The sequence below is a fragment of the Vibrio sp. D3 genome, from assembly GCF_043995865.1.
Lineage (GTDB): Bacteria > Pseudomonadota > Gammaproteobacteria > Enterobacterales > Vibrionaceae > Vibrio > Vibrio diabolicus.
This window is the reverse complement of record NZ_CP171887.1, coordinates 935,422-954,527: the sequence shown is the minus strand read 5'-3', so window position 1 is coordinate 954,527 and position 19,106 is coordinate 935,422. Positions and strand designations below refer to the sequence as shown.

General features: G+C 46.5%; 19 protein-coding genes, 1 tRNA gene and 1 pseudogene. 7 read left to right on the top strand and 14 right to left on the bottom strand.

From position 1 onward, the window contains the following. Window positions 1–17: 17 nt before the first annotated feature. Genes ACHFJ9_RS12515 through ACHFJ9_RS12500 form a run of 4 tightly spaced genes read left to right on the top strand, consistent with a single transcriptional unit; the run spans window position 18 to window position 3,604 of the window. Window positions 18–1,205, top strand: a complete 1,188-nt coding sequence (locus ACHFJ9_RS12515; RefSeq protein WP_395218999.1) for a beta-ketoacyl-[acyl-carrier-protein] synthase family protein — start codon at window positions 18–20, stop codon at window positions 1,203–1,205. Then, window positions 1,198–1,662 (top strand): hotdog family protein, encoded by a 465-nt coding sequence (locus ACHFJ9_RS12510; RefSeq protein ID WP_017634799.1) that lies wholly within the window; start codon window positions 1,198–1,200, stop codon window positions 1,660–1,662. The genes ACHFJ9_RS12515 and ACHFJ9_RS12510 overlap by 8 nt, the downstream gene beginning before the upstream one ends. Next, complete coding sequence (gene fabG, locus ACHFJ9_RS12505; protein WP_395356985.1) at window positions 1,659–2,384, top strand: 3-oxoacyl-ACP reductase FabG; 726 nt, start codon at window positions 1,659–1,661, stop codon at window positions 2,382–2,384. The genes ACHFJ9_RS12510 and fabG overlap by 4 nt, the downstream gene beginning before the upstream one ends. After that, complete coding sequence (locus ACHFJ9_RS12500) at window positions 2,381–3,604, top strand: beta-ketoacyl-ACP synthase (protein ID WP_395356983.1); 1,224 nt, start codon at window positions 2,381–2,383, stop codon at window positions 3,602–3,604. The genes fabG and ACHFJ9_RS12500 overlap by 4 nt, the downstream gene beginning before the upstream one ends. A gap of 94 nt (window positions 3,605–3,698) precedes the next feature. On the opposite strand, the gene ACHFJ9_RS12495 is transcribed toward ACHFJ9_RS12500, so the two are convergent. From ACHFJ9_RS12495 to ACHFJ9_RS12450, 10 genes and pseudogenes are all read right to left on the bottom strand, one after another. Next, window positions 3,699–5,390, bottom strand: coding sequence for a methyltransferase domain-containing protein (locus tag ACHFJ9_RS12495; RefSeq protein WP_395356981.1), 1,692 nt, complete (start codon window positions 5,388–5,390; stop codon window positions 3,699–3,701). A gap of 328 nt (window positions 5,391–5,718) precedes the next feature. After that, the gene (locus ACHFJ9_RS12490; RefSeq protein ID WP_395356979.1) at window positions 5,719–6,792 is read right to left on the bottom strand and encodes a hypothetical protein; all 1,074 of its coding nucleotides are present in this window, start codon (window positions 6,790–6,792) and stop codon (window positions 5,719–5,721) included. A 962-nt stretch (window positions 6,793–7,754) separates the two neighbouring features. Continuing rightward, the gene (locus tag ACHFJ9_RS12485; protein ID WP_395357491.1) at window positions 7,755–7,946 is read right to left on the bottom strand and encodes a hypothetical protein; all 192 of its coding nucleotides are present in this window, start codon (window positions 7,944–7,946) and stop codon (window positions 7,755–7,757) included. A 72-nt stretch (window positions 7,947–8,018) separates the two neighbouring features. Continuing rightward, window positions 8,019–8,174: pseudogene (locus ACHFJ9_RS12480) on the bottom strand (endonuclease domain-containing protein); the annotation flags it as partial. 59 nt (window positions 8,175–8,233) lie between these two features. Continuing rightward, window positions 8,234–8,644 carry a hypothetical protein gene (locus tag ACHFJ9_RS12475; RefSeq protein WP_395356977.1) on the bottom strand — a complete coding sequence of 137 codons (411 nt, stop codon included), beginning with the start codon at window positions 8,642–8,644 and terminating at the stop codon, window positions 8,234–8,236. Window positions 8,645–9,009: 365 nt separating this feature from the next. Beyond that, window positions 9,010–9,141: a hypothetical protein gene (locus ACHFJ9_RS12470; RefSeq protein ID WP_395356975.1), complete on the bottom strand. Its 132-nt coding sequence runs from the start codon at window positions 9,139–9,141 to the stop codon at window positions 9,010–9,012. Next, on the bottom strand, window positions 9,113–9,964 hold the full coding sequence (locus ACHFJ9_RS12465) for a hypothetical protein (protein WP_395356973.1): 852 nt from the start codon (window positions 9,962–9,964) through the stop codon (window positions 9,113–9,115). The genes ACHFJ9_RS12470 and ACHFJ9_RS12465 overlap by 29 nt, the downstream gene beginning before the upstream one ends. A 235-nt stretch (window positions 9,965–10,199) precedes the next feature. After that, a complete protein-coding gene (locus tag ACHFJ9_RS12460) occupies window positions 10,200–10,364 on the bottom strand; it encodes a hypothetical protein (protein WP_395356971.1) in 165 nt (54 codons plus the stop codon). 1,123 nt (window positions 10,365–11,487) lie between these two features. Beyond that, window positions 11,488–12,363, bottom strand: a complete 876-nt coding sequence (locus ACHFJ9_RS12455) for a site-specific integrase (protein ID WP_395356969.1) — start codon at window positions 12,361–12,363, stop codon at window positions 11,488–11,490. Window positions 12,364–12,413: 50 nt separating this feature from the next. Beyond that, window positions 12,414–12,490: transfer RNA gene (locus tag ACHFJ9_RS12450), tRNA-Arg, on the bottom strand. 203 nt (window positions 12,491–12,693) lie between these two features. On the opposite strand from ACHFJ9_RS12450, the gene folD reads away from it, so the two are divergent. Beyond that, complete coding sequence (folD, locus tag ACHFJ9_RS12445; protein WP_005396027.1) at window positions 12,694–13,554, top strand: bifunctional methylenetetrahydrofolate dehydrogenase/methenyltetrahydrofolate cyclohydrolase FolD; 861 nt, start codon at window positions 12,694–12,696, stop codon at window positions 13,552–13,554. A gap of 67 nt (window positions 13,555–13,621) precedes the next feature. On the opposite strand, the gene ACHFJ9_RS12440 is transcribed toward folD, so the two are convergent. From ACHFJ9_RS12440 to ACHFJ9_RS12425, 4 genes are all read right to left on the bottom strand, one after another. Next, window positions 13,622–14,821 carry a NupC/NupG family nucleoside CNT transporter gene (locus ACHFJ9_RS12440; RefSeq protein WP_104969178.1) on the bottom strand — a complete coding sequence of 400 codons (1,200 nt, stop codon included), beginning with the start codon at window positions 14,819–14,821 and terminating at the stop codon, window positions 13,622–13,624. Window positions 14,822–15,078: 257 nt separating this feature from the next. Next, complete coding sequence (locus tag ACHFJ9_RS12435) at window positions 15,079–16,023, bottom strand: LysR family transcriptional regulator (RefSeq protein WP_005396032.1); 945 nt, start codon at window positions 16,021–16,023, stop codon at window positions 15,079–15,081. A gap of 91 nt (window positions 16,024–16,114) precedes the next feature. Beyond that, window positions 16,115–17,086, bottom strand: coding sequence for a lytic transglycosylase domain-containing protein (locus ACHFJ9_RS12430; RefSeq protein WP_047009509.1), 972 nt, complete (start codon window positions 17,084–17,086; stop codon window positions 16,115–16,117). 48 nt (window positions 17,087–17,134) lie between these two features. Further along, window positions 17,135–17,416 carry a YcgL domain-containing protein gene (locus tag ACHFJ9_RS12425; protein ID WP_005382303.1) on the bottom strand — a complete coding sequence of 94 codons (282 nt, stop codon included), beginning with the start codon at window positions 17,414–17,416 and terminating at the stop codon, window positions 17,135–17,137. A 197-nt stretch (window positions 17,417–17,613) separates the two neighbouring features. Between ACHFJ9_RS12425 and minC the strand changes: the two genes are divergently transcribed. Next, entirely contained in the window at window positions 17,614–18,276 is a 663-nt protein-coding gene (gene minC, locus ACHFJ9_RS12420; protein ID WP_005382304.1) for a septum site-determining protein MinC, read from the top strand. 17 nt (window positions 18,277–18,293) lie between these two features. After that, window positions 18,294–19,106 (top strand): septum site-determining protein MinD, encoded by an 813-nt coding sequence (gene minD, locus ACHFJ9_RS12415; protein WP_005388331.1) that lies wholly within the window; start codon window positions 18,294–18,296, stop codon window positions 19,104–19,106.

Genomic DNA, 19,106 nt, shown 5'->3' with positions numbered 1-19,106 from the left:
CAATTTAGAATAACAATATGCCTATTCGCTCTTCTCAACCTTTGTATATTCAGGCCTGTGGCTTCCACTCTGCCATGGGACAAGATGACGCGCTCATCCACCAGTGTTTATCGGGAGCGAAGCCATCCAACATGGTGGTTGACCAAGATATTTTAAATTCAGGCCGCCAAACCGTAATCGGTCGAATTGCACAGACGTTACCGCAATTACCGACCGCACTCAGCCAGTTTGATACGAGAAACAACCGCCTCGCACTGTCAGCTTTGCAGCAAATCGAAAGCGACGTGCGTGACGCCATTGCTAAATATGGTCGTGACCGTATCGCAGTCGTGATCGGCACCAGCACATCTGGCATTTCAGATGGCGAAATCGCATTTGGCGAAAAGCTGGCAAGCGGTGAGTTTCCTGCCGACTACCATTACACCAAACAAGAGCTTGGCAACTGCAGCGATTTTATTGCCGCCTACTTTGATTTGAGCGGCCCACATTACTCAGTTTCAACCGCTTGCTCTTCTAGTGGTCGTGTCTTTTTAACCGCGCAACGCCTGATTCGCTCTGGCATTGTTGATGCGGTCATTGTAGGTGGTGTGGATACCATTTGTCGCCTAACGCTAAACGGCTTTAACGGTTTAGAAGCTCTATCCGATACCCTTTGTAAGCCGTTTGACCAACATCGCAACGGCATCAATATCGGCGAAGCCGCAGCATTAATGTTGCTAAGCAAAACACCTGCGCCCGTTGCTCTTCTCGGAGCTGGCGACAGCTCAGACGCACACCATATTTCCGCACCACATCCAGAAGGTTTAGGCGCAGAAGAAGCGATGAAAAAAGCGTTGGCCAATGCAGGACTTACAGCGCAAGACATTGGTTACATCAACGCGCATGGCACAGCAACGCCGTTAAACGATGCGATGGAAAGCAAAGCCATTCATCGCTGCTTTGGTGACTCCGTCCCTGTGAGCTCTACAAAGCCACTTACCGGACACACATTAGGCGCTGCAAGTGCAACGGAAGCCGCTATCGCTTGGCATATTCTCAAGTACAACCTTGACTTGCCAATGCAACACTGCGAAACCAAAGCAGACGATATCCATATATCGTTAGTTGAGACGCCAACCAAACTGGGTAACAAAGCGATTCTCAGCAACTCTTTTGCTTTTGGTGGCAATAATATTAGTCTTATTTTTGGTTACGCTCATGACTAAACTTCCTCCCATCGAACAACTTTTGCCACACGACAAACCAATGATCTTGGTCGATCGTGCTTTAGATGTTCAACAAGATACGATTCACTGCCAGGTTGATATCGCAGAACACAACCCGTTCTTCGACTCGGCCTCTCAAACTGTGCCAGCTTACGTTGGCATTGAGTTTATGGCGCAATCTGTCGCGGCGTGGTCTGGTTACCACGCATTAATGAAAGAACAAGCGCCACCGATTGGCTTTTTACTTGGTAGCCGTCGATACACGTCTGAATGCGATACGTTTTCTCGCGGACAGGTGCTCGATGTGTATGCTGAAAAAGTTATGGAAGATAACGGTATGGCGGTTTTTTCAGCCCGTATTGAGCTACAAGGAACTGTTGTAGCGACTTGCCAATTGAACGTTTACGTTCCATCAGAAGAAAAATTACAAGAAATGAAAATCAGGAGTCAACAATGACCCGACAAGTCCTCGTTACAGGTGCCAGCAAAGGCATCGGTAAAGCCATTGCCGTTCAATTAGCCAAAGATGGTTTCCAAGTCATTGTCCATTACATGGGCGATCAACAAGGCGCGCAAGACACCCTAAACACCATCGAACAGCATGGTGGTAGCGGTCGTCTTATCCAATTCGACATCAGTGACCGTGCAGATTGTCGTGAGAAGCTAGAAGCCGATATCGCCGAACACGGCGCTTACTATGGCGTCGTAAACAACGCTGGCATCACAAAAGATACCGCTTTCCCTGCGATGACCGAAGAAGAATGGGATGGTGTGATTCATACCAACTTAGATAGCTTCTACAACGTTCTTCACCCTTGTGTTATGCCAATGGTGCAAAAGCGCAAAGGCGGCCGAATTGTTACCCTTGCATCAGTCTCTGGCCTAATGGGTAATCGTGGCCAAACCAACTACAGCGCAGCAAAAGCGGGCGTAATTGGTGCAACAAAATCACTCGCACTTGAACTGGCAAAACGCAAAATCACCGTCAACTGCGTTGCTCCAGGGCTTATCGACACAGGCATGGTAGACGAATACGTGAAAGAACACGCGATGCCGCAAATTCCTTTGCGCCGCATGGGAGAGCCAGAAGAAGTCGCTGGTTTAGTCAGTTACCTTATGTCTGACATCGCAGGCTATGTAACTCGCCAAGTCATTTCGGTAAACGGAGGCCTAGTATGAACCGTCGAGTTGTTGTAACCGGAATGTCGGGTGTGACTGCGTTTGGTAACGATTGGCAATCTGTCGAACCAAAACTGCGTGACTGCCAGAACGCGACCCAATACATGCCTTCTTACGAACAGTATGATGGTTTGAACACTAAACTCGCGGCACCCATTTTAGATTTTGATCTGCCAAAGCACTACAAGCGCAAACAAGTACGTGGCATGGGGCGTGTTTCCAAATTAGCGACCGTCGCAACAGAAAACGCACTAAGCCAAGCAGGTTTGATTGGTAACGACGTACTCACCAATGGCCAAACGGGTATCGCATACGGCTCGTCAACAGGCAGTACTGACGCAATCGGCGCATTTGGTGTCATGCTGAATGAGAAAACCACTAAAGCGATCACCGCAACGACTTACGTGCAGATGATGCCACATACCACGGCGGTGAACGTTGGTCTATTTTTCGGTTTGAAAGGCCGAGTGATCCCAACCAGCAGTGCATGTACCTCCGGCAGCCAAGCAATCGGCTACGCCTACGAAGCGATCAAACACGGCTACCAAACGGTCATGGTTGCTGGTGGCGCTGAAGAATTGTGTCCAACGGAATCCGCTGTCTTCGATACCCTTTTTGCCACCAGTCTGAAGAATGAAGACCCGAAAAGCACACCAAGACCTTATGACTCCGATCGCGATGGTTTGGTGATTGGTGAAGGTGCGGGAACACTGGTTCTGGAAGAGTACGAACACGCCGTCGCTCGTGGCACGAAAATCTATGCAGAAATCATAGGTTTTGCCAGCAACTGTGATGCCGCACACGTCACTCAACCACAGATGGAAACCATGCAAATCTGTATGGAAATGGCTTTGAAAAACGCGAGCATTCCTGCTGAGAAGATCGACTATGTATCTGCTCACGGCACTGCCACCGACCGCGGCGATATTGCGGAAAGCAACGCAACAGCGAATGCTCTGGGCAAAGTGCCAATCAGTTCACTCAAGAGCTACTTTGGCCACACACTAGGCGCCTGTGGCGCAATTGAAGCGTGGCTAGGTTTAGAAATGATGCACACAGGTTGGTTCAACCCAACGCTCAACCTAGAAAACCTCGACGAGCAATGTGGCGATTTAGACTACATTGCCGGACAAGGCCGAGAGCTGGACGTGAAATATTTGATGAGTAACAACTTCGCCTTTGGCGGCATCAACACCTCCATCATCTTTAAAAAGGTGTAATGCCCTTAGTAAATACAAAAGCGCTGGTTAACCAGCGCTTTTTTGTTGGTTGCCTATCAGGTTCATATATCACGCAGTAACGGCAAACAAGACATTACCATTCCGCGATACAAAGGCGACTTTTAACACCACGAATTTGTAATCCCATCGCTTCAAAGACATGCTCAAAATCTTGGCAAGATGCAGGCACATTAGGTAGCGACAATGAAGCCTCGGTAAAAAATGTACGACTCAAATTATCCGTCTCTCCCCAAGCTAACTGCCACCAATCCAAAATTCGCGGCTTGGATGCGTTTAATCGATAGCTAGCAGGAATACGATCACGCTTGTTTAGGTTTTCAACCTTAGATGTTGGTAGTAAGTTCCACTTATCATTGTTGGGCCAATAAGCAAAAGGCAAACAGTGATCAACGTGATACTCATTTCGTAATTTGCTTCCACTCCATACACTGACAATGTCGTAATGGCTGAGCTTCAACGGTTCAATTCTCTTTCGCACGACTCGCGTATCATGGTCTTTATCAATCCAGACCAAACAATCGTGATACGTTTGCAGTGGAATACTCCGCTCTTGATTAGACCGAAATCGTTGCATTTCCATAATCCACTGGTTGACCACCAGCGGCTCAATCCAAGAGTTATACAATCGAAAACAATCCCAAAGGCTTTCACACAACACAAACAGCCCATAACTTTTGAGGAACTCGCTATCCACAACAATTGAACTTTTTGGCTTCTTAGCTGAACGAATCATTTCAAAGTAAGGGTTTGATTTATCGCCCTGATAGGTAAAGGCGACGGGGCCATCTTTTATGGTTTTTAAGCTATCTTTTATTGCTTTATCCAGCGCCACTGCGTCTTCGCCAAAAAATGTCGCGCCTATAGCAAGATCATCAGGACTTAAATGGGAAAGTCTGCCCCAACCATCGGGCTTTATAAAACCTAGCCCTTTAGACGAGTTCGAGCTTTGCTGGATGTTCTCTTTATCGATTAAACGCTTAAATTGACGAATCCAATACAAGCCAACTAATCCTAATGGGATGGCAACTTTACCTTCGCTGCGATCAACCACTGCACCAGAATGAGCATCTGCAATTCGTAGTAAAGTACGCAGTAGTGCGAGTTTATAGGTAGCCGATTTGGAATCATTGACGATAATGTGACGAACCTTATTCAAATCACCAGAACCATCATCAGGCAAAGACATCACTACCGTTTGCCAAGATACACCCGTTCGCTTTAACTGATCATCATCGAGAGATACGTTCCTCACCATTAAAGCGCTATTCTTTGCAAACTTTTCGAGCTCTTCAACCGATACCGGATAAGCTTTACGACCGTCAGAAAAGTCACCGTGACGAAGGCTAATCACCAATCGACCATTAGGCGCTAACAAATTTGCAAGTTTGCGAAATGCACGTTCACGGTGCGTAGGCGCAAGATGCATCCATACCGCACTGATAAGAATTAAATCGAAGCGAAAGCCAAGATTAATGGTTTTCTCAAGCTTAGGTAATGCATCTTCAAGCCAAGTAACGGAATCGCCACAGTAAGACTTACCAAGCCTTAGAAGTGCTTGAGCAGGCTCAATCGCAACAACTTCACACCCATGTTCAGCCATCCATTTCGCGTCTCGACCAGAGCCCGCGCCAACATCTAACACGCGATCTCCAGCCTGGGGCCAGAAAACTCTCCAACTCGCGTGGACATCCTCAAACTGGAGCGATGTGTATTGCTTCGCGAAAGAGTCGGCGTGTTGGTCATAAAAATTAGAAGTGGCAGGCATAAAGACTAACGAAAGATAATTAATATGCGTCCATATTAATTGCTAGAAATTGCAATGGCTAGAATGCCATTCAAAAGTTGTAGATAGAGTGGTAATTACAGCCAAAAACCTAAAAACGACAAAGCCCCGACAACTCAAAGAGTTATCGGGGCTTTTGAATAAATGGCACGCCCTATTGGATTCGAACCAATGACCACATCCTTAGAAGTGAAATGCAGTCGCTTCGCTCCCTGTACGTGCTCTATCGCACGGGCACAGTCGTTAAATCTATCAAGCACGGTATTGTGCTTGGTCTTTTAATCTAAGTCCCGTGCCCCTCTCTGTCAAGCTAGGCTTCTTGATTCATGTTCGCAAGCTCAGGTAACTCTCGCTCTACAGGTACTTCTAGTTCCTTGGTTTGGAACTTAGGTACATCTAATTCTAGTTGCTGCAATTGTTCCACAGCATCATGCTCAGTAAGTCGCTCAATTGCCATCTGCCACAATTGTTGTTGAATCTCGTCAGGGATAACACCATTTACTCCTAACCATTCATTACCAAGTAAAACTGTTGATGTCATCAGTATGTGGAACCAGAACGCATGTTTCGCTGCAAACTTCAACCACACATCACCTTGGGAATGGTAGGAAGCTTTGTTAGTTACAGTTAATAATCCATCATTCAAGTAACCTTTAAAGACAGCATCAAAAGCCTCTGGACTATATTCTGTATCCTTAAAGGCGTTACCTACCTCTTTGGCAAGCACTTCCATTTCACTAAACAATGTCAGAAGCGTACCAATCGAGTAACTACCAATCGGGTTATCTGTACCTATTTTAACTGATAGATACAGCTCCTCACCTTGAGCAAAAGCAGGGTATATCGCATGGCACAATGCTTGCCAATGCTCATCAAGACAAGTAACCGTCTGTCTTGCTCGAAGAGCCTGTGCAAGACCATACGGCACATGCTCTCTGCGGATTACTGGCCCCCAGTTCACGTCCCTACGCAAGTGCATATCAGCATCACCAGCAAAGCCTCTCGCCTCACCCTTTAGAACTACAGGCTCTCGCTCTATGTATGCCTTACTGGTGATTACACCGTACCTGTAGCCAGCTTGACCAACCGTAATAATCCAGTCACCGATAGCCATTTCATGGATAAACTTAGTAGCTTGCTTTAGCTGTCTGTTGTACTTATCAAAGCGCTTCTTCTCAAAGCCTTTCTGTCTTAGTGCATGCCTTAGTTCAACTTCAGTGCTATTGAACTCTCCTGCTGCCTTTGACTCCAAATCCAGTACATTCAGATGCCCAATACCAATACAGTTATTAGAAGTGAAGTGGTTGTAGTAATGTCCACCACTAGACCTAACCATCCAGTATCGTCTGTTCGTAGGTACTTCATAAATCTCGTTATTTAACATGCACTAATCCCTCATTTATCTCAGGGATTGTACCGTACCTTTATGCTACTACGCTCGCATTCTGTTGCATCTTTTGAACTGCATCTCTTTATCCACCAGCTACGGGCACTGTCTCGACAGGACTGTGCTTGGAGTAATAGATGTACTAGCTGTACTAGCTGTATCTTCCATCACAGCAACACGCTTGCTCAGTCAACAAATACCGCGCAGTGCAACCGCTGGAGACTTATACTTCTCTAATGGTGTGGTGTAAATCCCGCTGAAGTATTTCCATTACTCGCCAGCAGCCAGATTGCTCGGCCACCTTACCCGACAGAAACACTCAAGTTTTCCTAAAGGTCGTGTCTTGCGCACGCAGGCGACACCCGCACGGGGGACGCGAGCTATATTGAAGTCGAGGGATTGCCCCCTCACGAAATTTATTCCCTAAAATCCATCGCTTGCACTTCAGGGACAAGATTTCCATGGAAACTCCGTCGGAGAAGTGCGGCGTGATTACTCTTAGTTGGGAGTAACCACGGGCTGACTATTATTACGTGGTCGCCCAGCTTATTTATATATAAATTCCTAGAGCGACCGGGAGATTTTGGAATCCTTGCAGGCAGACCCGACCGTGGTAAAACCACTATGCTTGCAAGTGAATGGAGTAACCGTGCAAGATTATCCTATTTATTCCACACGGTTACTCCAGTCTGGTTCATCACTATTTCCTGTGAAATTCTGTTGAACCATCAGCTACCGACCTTAACTCCCCGATACGTTTTAGCTCACTATCCCGCTGCTCTCGATTGCACAACTTCTCGGTCTCCTGTTCCCAGTAATCCGCTAACCTGTACGCCCAAGTCCACGGGTAACGCTCTGTGTAGTTCCCTGTATCTTGCATGAACCCTATACAGATTCTTTTAGGTACAAACCATGCTATCGCATGCATAAAATGAAACACTGTAATCTTGTGCATAACTCTACTCCTCCACCCAATCTAATCCGTGTTGTACCGCCAAGGTGTAACACCACAGCCAAGGCAGTCCACGTTGAACCGCACGGGCTTTCGCTTCTTCCTTGGTCGGGCTGTTGATGACGACTCGATAGCATCGCCTAACTAAACTCACTCGTGGCTCATAAAGGTACTGCTCTGGTTTCAATGCACTCTGCATAAGATACGCCTCCACTCTATTTCTAGTTACTCCACTTCGCTGGTGGAATTTCCAGTTACCGGATTTCTCCCAATGACCAAGGTTCACATTGCACGCTGGATGTAGCCACCCACGGATAAGCGCAGTCGAGTGACGATGGTCTAAGTGCCTAGCTTTACCCGTCAACTTTTTACCGCATAACGCACATGAGTTGCTTATGGGAAAACTCTCCCTCGGTCTAATCACCATCGGGGCATCGCTACCCCACAGTTCACGAGCCATTGGATTTTCTTGTATCAACTTCTCGGTTAAATCCACCCTAATTGCCCTCCCTTAACCCAAGCCTTACGCGTGTTCTGCGCCTGCTGCTCTGGTGTTGCCCATCGGCAGTTCAACGGTGTGTAATGCCCAAAGGGATTAATCCTATCCAGCGTATGCTCTGCGGTTGGCTTCTCACCCATGTCCTCAATAAAAGCTTTGAACCCTGTTATAGGGTCTCTCCAACGCTCACAAACCTTAACTCCTTTCGCACCGTAAGATTTATATCCTGTTGCCGTTTCTCTGTAGCAACGTGCCCGCATGCTCGCCCATGTTTGATACAAAGGATGGGTGAATAAACCGTGAGTAGTAAACTGTTTCACCGCTTTAACTGCCGCTACTTCACGACTACTACAACCACAGGATACCGTATGACCACTTGTTAAACTATTGCTACGCACTAGCACATATCCTGACCCGCACTCGCATTTGCACTTCCATCGTTGCTCTGCACGACCTGACCGTCTTTTTGCTGCATGAACTACAGTCAACCTGCCGAATGTCTGCCCAATCAGGTTAACTGCCCTGTGATGAGTTGACGGACTGCACACGATATCTCGTGCCTCTTGCGTTCCCATCTTGATAACTGTGCTCTTCCCATTCTTAAAAGTATCTGTGTTCATAATCCTCCCCTTCAAATACAACGAAGCCCGCATGTGCGGGCATCTCGTCTACTACTGTTTTGGTCTTTGGGGCGGGGCTTTCATGCTCCCCCGTCCCTCTCCATTTGCTATCGGATTATCCGCGAGCAACTGCTCAACCATCCTCATGCTTCATTCTCCTCATCATCTTTCTCATCGTCCGGTGGGTTCCACCCGACTGAATGCCACGTGCTGTCTTTGGGGATACCTCCCAGAGTTTCCTCTGGTTCACCGTAAAGTGCTGTGAATCTGTTCATTCTTACCTCCCTTAATAGGATGGGTAAAAATGTGTCCCCTCCTCTGCTGTTCCTCCGCTATGGCTAGTCGCATAGCTGCGCCGCCCATCTTGTGTAGTTGTGCTTGTACCGATTGATACGCACGTTCAGCGGCGTGTCCGTCGTCTTGTTCATTCTTGGCTATGTCTGCCTCATACCTTTCCAAGAACGCAGCTACACGCCCTCTGCTGCCGCTTATCAAGTGCTCTTGAATGTACGGTTCAGCATCCTCTAGTATCGTGCCATCCAGTAACCGATTCGTTAGGGTATCCGTTTGCTCTACGTTCTTGGTGCTGTACGTATCCTCTGGCATATCCAGTAATCGTTCTGCACTTTGCGGTATCGCAATGCACGGAGACTTGAAGCTGTAGATTTTATCCTCTTCACCCTCATCTCGCTTCACTAACTCTTTCTGCCGTAGCAATTGCATCAGGTTAGTGTTCGTGAGCAACCACGCTTTCACATCCTCGATACGTGTACCATCTACTTTCTTGACTCCAGTGTGGCAGTGTCGTCTGAACACCTTATCCCCTAGTGCCCTGTTGAACACTTCCGGTACGGGGACGAGGTTCCATGCTGCTAGTGGGCTAATCCATTCCGTACTCACTGGGTATAGGTGCGCAATATCCACGCGCATCGTAACCCCTATCTCACCATCAATTCGCCAGTACCCGCGCATCACTTGTGCGTGTCGGTACACTTGATAAACTTCAAATGCATCGAACTCTTTAAATGCTTCCTCGTAACTTCCGTGTCGTTTGGTTGTTCTCTCTAGCCACCTCATAAAACCGTGTGACCAATCCACTGCAACGCATGCATCACTACATCGTTTCTTCTTGTACTCACGCCATGCTGTGTACTCGTTCCCGCATCTCTTGCATGTGAACGTATGCTTCTTTCTCGCCATGTTCTTCTCCGTATATAAGAGGATGGGTAAAAAAGTGTCCCCACCCCTCAACCCTTGTTACATAAGGGCTCCCGAGTCTCCCCCCTCTAAAAACACCCTGCTCCAGAACCCCTGATTTCAGACTCTGGATTTCTTATCGGGTCAACCACTTCTCAACCCTTTGGTAATCCCCTCGCCTCAACGCAGCATCGACCCATTGCGGCACTCGTCCCCGTTCTTGTACTCGCTTGCGTAGGCTATCCGCTTCACTGATAACGGGCTGCTGCCCTCGCTGCAGCATAGCTGCTGCCCTGTGCATGGCTGCTGCCTGTACCTGTTTCTGTGTCGGCACAGGAGTATGCGGTATCGCCTCGTCAGCAAGCCTGTCTTGCCTCTCCTTCCGCAATCGAGCACGCATCTCTGCCTTGCTTTCCTGCACCCCTTTACGACTCGCTGGTGGATGCTGGGAGAGCATGCGCTTAATCTCATCAACCCTTTGATTGAACTCGTTGGAATTCAACAGCGTCTGCGCCCTCTCTCCCACGCAATACGCCCTGCACGTACCCTTTGGAATCCCTGTTAAATAACTAATCTGACCGTATCCAATGCGATACTTTTCACGCAGGGCAACAACCTCAGCAATTTGTAAATCCGTATGCTTCCTTGCCCTCTGGTTTCCCATAGGCGGTTTATGGTAAGTTCATGTTCATAATGCTGTGACCCTCTTATTAAATGTTGTGACGGAAGTAAGCCCCCGCTGCACTCCACACTCTCTACGGGCATGTTGATTGCCCTCCCCTCTCTACGGGCTTCATCGAAGCAGAGGGTTTCATCTTCGATGAATCCCGTAGAGATGAATCCCTTTTCTCGAATGCTTTCAACCCAAGCACATCAACACGCTGTAACTTACCCTGACTGATGTATCTATTCAGCGCATTAGCTACTGCTCCCTGACTCTTATATCCAAGTCCAACCTGTATCTGCTTTGCTGTCAGATACCTGTGCTCATCCAGCATTTTATTGATTGCTGTGATTACCTTATTCGGTCTAGCCATATCTACCTCACTCATAACTCATTATTACTATATATCCTGTCCCCTACGGGTAGTTGCTCTGCACCTACTACGTGCATAAACAAATACAGGTGCTTTCCTAACGGAATACTGTATTTACTACCTGTGGGAGATATTAAAATCCTGTCCCCTGACGGTATAGTTAGCCCTTGCAGAACTACTTCCGTGCATAGTGCGTTCGTTAAAGTCTTTCGTTGACTCGAGGTGTCTATTTCTCTAATGGTGTGGGGTCTCGAGATATCTACTTCTCTAATAGTGAGGGTTCAAGCTTTTCTTGCAGATAAAAAAAAACGGGGACTCTGCGTTAACAGAATCCCCGCTAAATTTTTAATCTCTTGTGTGGCAATGTAGTGCAAGCGGCTTCAATATCTAGTCGAATAGCATTGAGGCTAAATCAGTAGCATCCAGCTTCACATACCTATTCAGCATCCTATGGTCTTTGTGACCTGATACCTTGCTAACAAGCACAGCATCATGCCCTGCTGCTATCAACTTACTCAATCGGTAGTGCCTTAAACTGTGAACAACGAATTCAGACAATCCCTCTTTATCAGCAGCTTTACGGAACTGCTTACTAAGATACTCAGGCATAACGCTGAACAGTGGATAAGTATCTGCCCTCCCCTGCACCAACTCAAGACGTTTACGAACTACTGCCATAGCTGCTGAACTCAAAGGAACTTTCCTATCTTCACCGTTCTTGGTATCAACTAGTTGCACATACCTTTTATCAAGGTGACAATCACAGATACGCAACCTAAGCACTTCATTCCTACGGCAAGCTGTCTCTGCCAGTAGCAAAGTAGCATCTTTGAGTTCATCGCTTGGTAAATGACTGATTACTGAATAGACCTGCTCATCAGTAGGAACGAACTGTCTTACACCGTAATCGGATGGGATTCTAATCTGCTTAAAAATATCAGGGATGTTCAGTCCTATGTCTCTGCGTAACCAGTTCAACATAGCCTGTAATGCACTGGCATCTTTACGAACAGTGCCAGATTTAACTTTCTTTAATCGGGAATCAATAAAGGATTGAATACTCTCACGAGCATCAGGAGATACAGTAAGGTCACGAACAGTCATGCTGCTGTAATGCTTACTGATACGAGCTAGACGGTACTGTAACGTACCTAAGTAAGACTTATGATATTGGGCTTTAACTTGGATGTAGTAATCCACACAGACAGGTACAGGAGTGTTCAGTGTTGGGTTAGATAGTGTGACGGGAGTCATAGATTGCATGGCACAGTCCTCTTAGTAAACAGTAAGAAAGACTGTGCCCGCAGAATAAATGGCACGCCCTGTAGGATTCGAACCTACGACCACATCCTTAGAAGGGACGTGCTCTATCCAGCTGAGCTAAGGGCGCGCTACAGGGACAGGATTATACGAGTTCAAACGGGTAAATCAACGGGTTTTCATAACATTCTGATCTGAATGCCTAAAAAAAGTCCATCAAAACGCTTAATGTTCAAAAACACCACAAAGCAAACGTTTGCGTATGGATGTTAATAAGAAATTCTGCGACAATGCGCCGCAGATAATTTGCCTTCTTAATTTATAAGGAAAGTCATGACTGCTCAAAATATAGACGGAACTCTCATTTCCCAAACTGTTCGATCCGAAGTGGCAGCACGTGTTAAAGCTCGTGTTGAAGCTGGGCTACGTGCCCCTGGTTTAGCAGTGGTTCTAGTTGGTGAAGATCCTGCTTCTCAGGTTTATGTCGGTAGCAAACGCCGCGCATGTGAAGAAGTTGGGTTTGTTTCTAAGTCTTTTGACCTTCCTGCGTCTAGCTCAGAAGAAGAGTTACTAGCGCTGATTGATGAATTAAACAACGATGATGAAATTGACGGCATTCTAGTGCAATTACCCCTTCCTGCGGGCATCGACACAACACATGTTTTAGAGCGCATTCACCCAGAGAAAGACGTGGATGGCTTCCACCCTTATAACGTTGGTCGTCTTGCGCAACGTATTCCAAAGCTTCGCTCTTGCACGCCAAAGGGCATCATTACCCTACTAGACCGTTACAACATAGAGCTTCGTGGCAAACATGCTGTTGTGGTCGGTGCATCAAACATTGTTGGTCGTCCTATGACACTTGAGCTGCTGCTTGCGGGCTGCACGACAACAACATGTCACCGTTTTACCAAAGACCTAGAGAGTCATGTGCGTCAAGCTGACGTTGTCGTGGTTGCGGTTGGTAAGCCAAACTTCATCCCTGGAGAGTGGATTAAGAAAGGTGCAGTGGTTATCGATGTCGGCATTAACCGTCTTGATTCAGGCAAGCTAGTTGGCGACGTGGAATACGATAAAGCACGTGAAAGTGCGAGCTTTATTACTCCTGTCCCTGGTGGTGTTGGCCCAATGACCGTCGCAAGCTTAATTGAGAACACGATGCTCGCTTGCGAGCAGTTCCACACAGACAAATAACGTAAACTTCAGATACGAAAAAGGCTCCGCAAGGAGCCTTTTTGCTAATTTTAGGTATCTCTTTCAATTACAGGCTTAAAATCACGCCCGCAATCGAAGCGCTCATTAAGTTCGCCATGACACCAGCGATAATCGCACGGAAACCATGTTTAGAAACAAATGCACGCTTTTCAGGTACCAATGAGCCCAACCCACCAATCAGCATCGCCATGCTTGAGATGTTTGCAAAACCACACAAAGCAAACGTCACGATTGCTTGTGAGTGTTCACTGAGTTGAGACTTCACTTCAGCAAGCTGGATGAAGGCAACGAACTCATTCACCACAATCTTATTACCAATCAGCGAGCCTGCTGTGGTTGCTTCTTGCCATGGTACACCTAATAACCAAGCGACAGGTGCGAATACATAACCTAGGATCAGCTCGAAGCTTAGTGGCGTCCCAACAAGATCACCAATCCAACCTAGCATGCCGTTTAACATTGCAATGACACTGATGAAAGCCAATAGCGTACCACCTACCGATACAGCAATGCGTACACCCGCCATTGCACCATCGGCTAATGCTTCTACTACGTTGGTTGCACGTGGAATTTCAACTTGGCTAATGTCGATATCTGCTGCTTTATCCGTATCTTCTGGCATTAAAATTTTTGCCATCAGCAAGCCCGCAGGTGCCGACATAAATGCAGCAGCAATAAGATAGTTAAGGTCGACGCCCAGTGATGCGTAACCGACCAACGTTCCACCAGCAACTGATGCCAAACCACCTGTCATCACCGCAAAGAACTGCGAGTCAGTCATGTGTTTTAGGTAAGGCTTTACCATCAATGGTGCTTCAATGGTGCCAACAAAGATATTCGCCGTAGCAGACAAAGACTCCGCACGACCGATACCCAGCAGTTTTTGAATACCGCCACCGATAAAGTTGATGATTCTTGGCATCACGCCAATGTGATAAAGACCTGAGATAAGAGAGGAAAAGAAAACGATGATACCCAGAACATTGATCGCAAAGGTGAAGCCCCCTGTCGCCAAATTACCGAATAAAAACGCAATGCCCTCTTGACCATAGTTGATCAAATTCGACACTACGCTGCTCACTGAATTCAGCGCATCTCGTCCTGCTGGTACATATAAAACCAACAACGCAAACAGTACCTGCAAAGCAAACGCAAACGACACTGTTCTCAGCTTTATATTTTTTCTATTTGTAGAAAGTAGCCATGCTACGAATAGTATGGCTACGATACCAATAATTGAGTTCATAAAATGAATCCGACAGAAGGGGGATATGGAAGGCACCGGATTGTATAGTGGACTCAAAATGCTGCAAGTTGAGGATGTTAACAGTGTGAAAAGTTTAAGCGCCCAATAATTAACCTTAACTATAAGGCATTGAATTATATAAATATAAACGTTTGCTTATTCTTATTATTTCTATATGGAAAAGATGTTTCTAGTTCTGGAAAAATTTTTGTGAAGTGAATCACCTTATGTGCCGTTCAATAACGTCATTGATCCTGTTACTTAGGAATAGAGATGTAAGGCGCTAGACGTTGATCCCAATGACACGGGTTACCGATCTTCTGTTTGATGAAGTTAATCACTGCGGATATTTTTTTGGGCATATGTTGGCGGCTTGGATACACCGCATAAAACGGCATCGACTGGCTTGCTTTCCAATCCGGTAACAATTGTATTAACTTACCCGTCCTAAACTCATCACCCAGTAAGTAAGTGGCAAGGTAGGCAATACCCCAACCTGCAATAGCGGCATCCCGAACGGCTTCTGCCAGATCCACTGAATAGTTGCCCGAAACTTTTACGTTCAACTCCTGCTGATCTTTAGTAAACGCCCAACCCGTATAGTCACGCTCCCAGCTTCTGTATATAAGACAGTTGTGAGAAGACAAGTCATCCGGCTCTGTTGGCGTATCATGTTTCAATAAGTAATCTGGTGATGCCGCCACAACAAACTGGCAATCCGTCAAACGCTGCGCAATGTAGCCTTCAGGCAAATGCTCGTTGTTGGTCACCCATAAATCGAGCCCTTCGGCTAACATATCGACCTTATAGTCAAACAAATGCACCTCCACTTGAAGTTGAGGATACAGTTCGCGTAACTCTTGAATCGCTGGGATAATGTGTAAGGTACCAAATGATTGCGACAATCCAAGACGTACCAAACCTGCCACTTCATCCCGCTGGGTCTCCATCTCTAATGTGGCGCTGCTCACCGCTTGTACCACTTGCTCACAGTGATGAAAAAAGGTTTTCCCTGCCTCAGTCGGCGTAAAGCTTCGCGTAGTGCGTTGAACAAGCTTGATACCAAGAGACGCTTCTAGCTGACTCAACTGCTTACTCACATGAGACACCGACACGCCTAAGCTCTTTGCAGCCGCTGTGAAGCTTTTATGTTTAAGAAGAGCGGAGAAAATCACCATTTGTGCGGCACGTTCAGATAACACGCTTTACCTCGATTTGATTATAGGAAAAACAAAGGACTCCGAAGAGCCCTCATATTGAATACTGGATGCCAAGTGATTATTTGATAACAGCTCAGTATTTGATTCGGTCAGCCAAGTGACTCACGGCGAGTGCGAAATAGTAAGAGCGGTTCCACTTCATCAGTACGTTGTAGTTATTGTAAACCAGATACGTACGACCATTTTCGTCGTCCGGCATGATCAACCATGCTTTGATGTCTTCATCCAGTTTTGGCAACGGACTACCGTCGTATTTTGTGATGCCAAGTTTGCTCCACTCCTGAAGGTATTTACCTTTTTCAGCCGTGCGCCCTTCTAAGCTACGATCAATGCCTTTAGGGACTTTCACTTGGCGACCCCAAGTGTATTTGTCATCCCAGCCGGACTTGCTCAAATAGTTAGCAGTTGATGCAAATACGTCGGCTTCAGATTGCCAAATGTCTTTTTTACCATCCCCGTTGCCGTCAGCGGCAAAACGAAGAAAAGAGCTTGGCATAAACTGACATTGCCCCATCGCACCAGCCCATGACCCCTTAAAGTTTTCTAGTTCAATATGGCCTTGATCGAGGATCTGCAATGCCGACATGGTCTCTTTACGGAAAAACTCTTCACGACGACCTTCAAATGCCATTGTCGATAGCGCGTCAATCACTTTGAAGTTACCCGTAAATTTACCAAAGTTACTTTCTACACCCCACAGCGCCACGATAAAGCGAGGCTGCACACCGTACTCATCGCCTATACGCTTTAGCTCGGTGTAATGCTCTTTATAGAGCTGTCTGGCTTGCTTCACCTTCCATTCGGGCACCGCGCGAGGAATGTATTCATCCAACGTCAGTTTCTTCTCTGGTTGGTTTCGGTCCGCTTTTACTGCTCGAGGCTTGTACTCAACATTCGCAAAAGCAGCACTAATGACCTGCTCTGAGATACCTTTATCACGCGCTTCAGCACGCAGCTTATTCAAGTATTCATCGAAACCCTCGCTACTTGCAAAAGCCGAGGTACACACACCAACGCTAAGCATGGTAGCCAGTATTTTTTTCATATTGCCCTCCTTGAGCAAGGCAGAAATCCCAGATGAAAAACGATGACGTTATTCGCCTTTCTGCTGGGCTTTTTGTTCTTTGTACTTTTCTAGTAGGTTCTCCGGCGGAGGCGGAACCTGCAAAAAGAAGCCATCATTTTGCAATGAAGCCTTCACTTTTTCGATATCAACTTGTGCCAATTTACGGCCATCAAGTTTAATCGTCATAACAGCGATAGGCTTACCGAACATCTGCATTAAGGTGTCAGGAACCTGTGAAAAATCATCCTTTTTCGGAATATAGAGATAAGTACCTTCTTTTTTCGAGCTTTTATAAATAGAACAAAGCATGACACGCCTTTTATGCTGATTTAGCCGCGTTGAGTGCGGATTAGGTTGAAAACGTCAAATTCTCGCAAACTTAATAGCAAATTTGAGATTAATTCACCTATTTGCCCACGAGAGAACTTGCTGCGTCAAAGGATGAAATATAACATGACAAACCTAGTTTAAGGCAACGCTCTTTCAATAAAGGCAAGAAGTCCACGATGACCCATTCACCAGACCTTAAAGGTAGCAGTTTTACATTGTCAGTTTTACACCTTTCTGACAATGAGATCGCAAAGACTGTCGAATTTTTGCAAGAAAAAGTTTCTCAAGCACCTTCTTTTTTTGCATCCGCGCCTTTGGTAATCAATATAGCAAAAGTACAAGGCGACATTGATTTCCCTAAGCTTAAACAAGGCATCTCAGATGCTGGTTTTATTCCGGTCGGTGTAACGGGCTGTAAAGACAAGCGTGTACAAAATCTTGCTTCCGAAGCTGGCTTCGCCATTATGTCGGCAAGCAAATCACCAAGCCAGGCGCCAGCCAAAATGGCACCAACGAAAGTAGTTCGCACGCCTGTTCGATCAGGACAACAGATCTACGCGAAAGATGGTGATTTGGTGGTGTTAGCGCACGTAAGTGCTGGTGCTGAAGTCATCGCTGACGGCTCTATTCATATCCATGGCACACTTCGAGGCCGTGCGATTGCAGGCGCAAGTGGTCAGCAGGAAGCGCGTATTATTTGCCACGATTTACAAGCAGAACTGGTATCCATTGCGGGTGACTACTGGTTAAGCGATCAAATTGAAAGCGAGTACTGGCAAAAGAAAGTAATGATCAGTAAAGCCGATGAATCATTACATTTAGAAGTTCTCGCGATTTAATCTAAAAAGGAAAAAAAATGGCACGCATTATTGTAGTAACGTCTGGTAAAGGTGGCGTTGGTAAAACCACTTCAAGCGCAGCCATCGCCTCTGGTCTAGCTCTGAAGGGAAAAAAGACCGCGGTGATCGATTTTGATATCGGTTTGCGTAACCTCGACCTAATCATGGGCTGTGAGCGCCGTGTCGTGTATGACTTTGTAAACGTCATTAACGGCGAAGCGACATTAAACCAAGCGCTGATCAAAGATAAGCGCACGGACAACCTATTCATTCTTCCTGCTTCTCAAACTCGTGATAAAGACGCACTGACAAAAGATGGTGTTCAGCGCGTATTCGGCGAACTTGATGAAATGGGCTTTGATTTCATTATTTGTGATTCACCAGCAGGTATCGAACAAGGCGCATTGATGGCCTTGTACTACGCCGATGAAGCCATTGTCACAACGAATCCAGAAGTCTCTTCTGTGCGTGACTCTGACCGCATTCTCGGTATTTTAGATTCTAAGTCCCTGCGCGCAGAACAAGGGCTAGAGCCAGTAAAACAGCACCTGCTACTGACTCGCTACAACCCATCTCGCGTCACTCAAGGCGAAATGCTAAGCGTTGAGGACGTAGAGGAGATCTTACATATTCCACTACTGGGCGTGATTCCAGAAAGCCAAGCCGTGCTTAACGCGTCAAACAAAGGTGTACCGGTTACTTTTGACGATAACACCGATGCGGGCATGGCTTATTCTGACACCGTTGATCGCTTATTAGGCAATCAGGTTGAATTTCGTTTCCTTACTGAGGAGAAGAAAGGACTCTTTAAACGACTCTTTGGAGGCTAG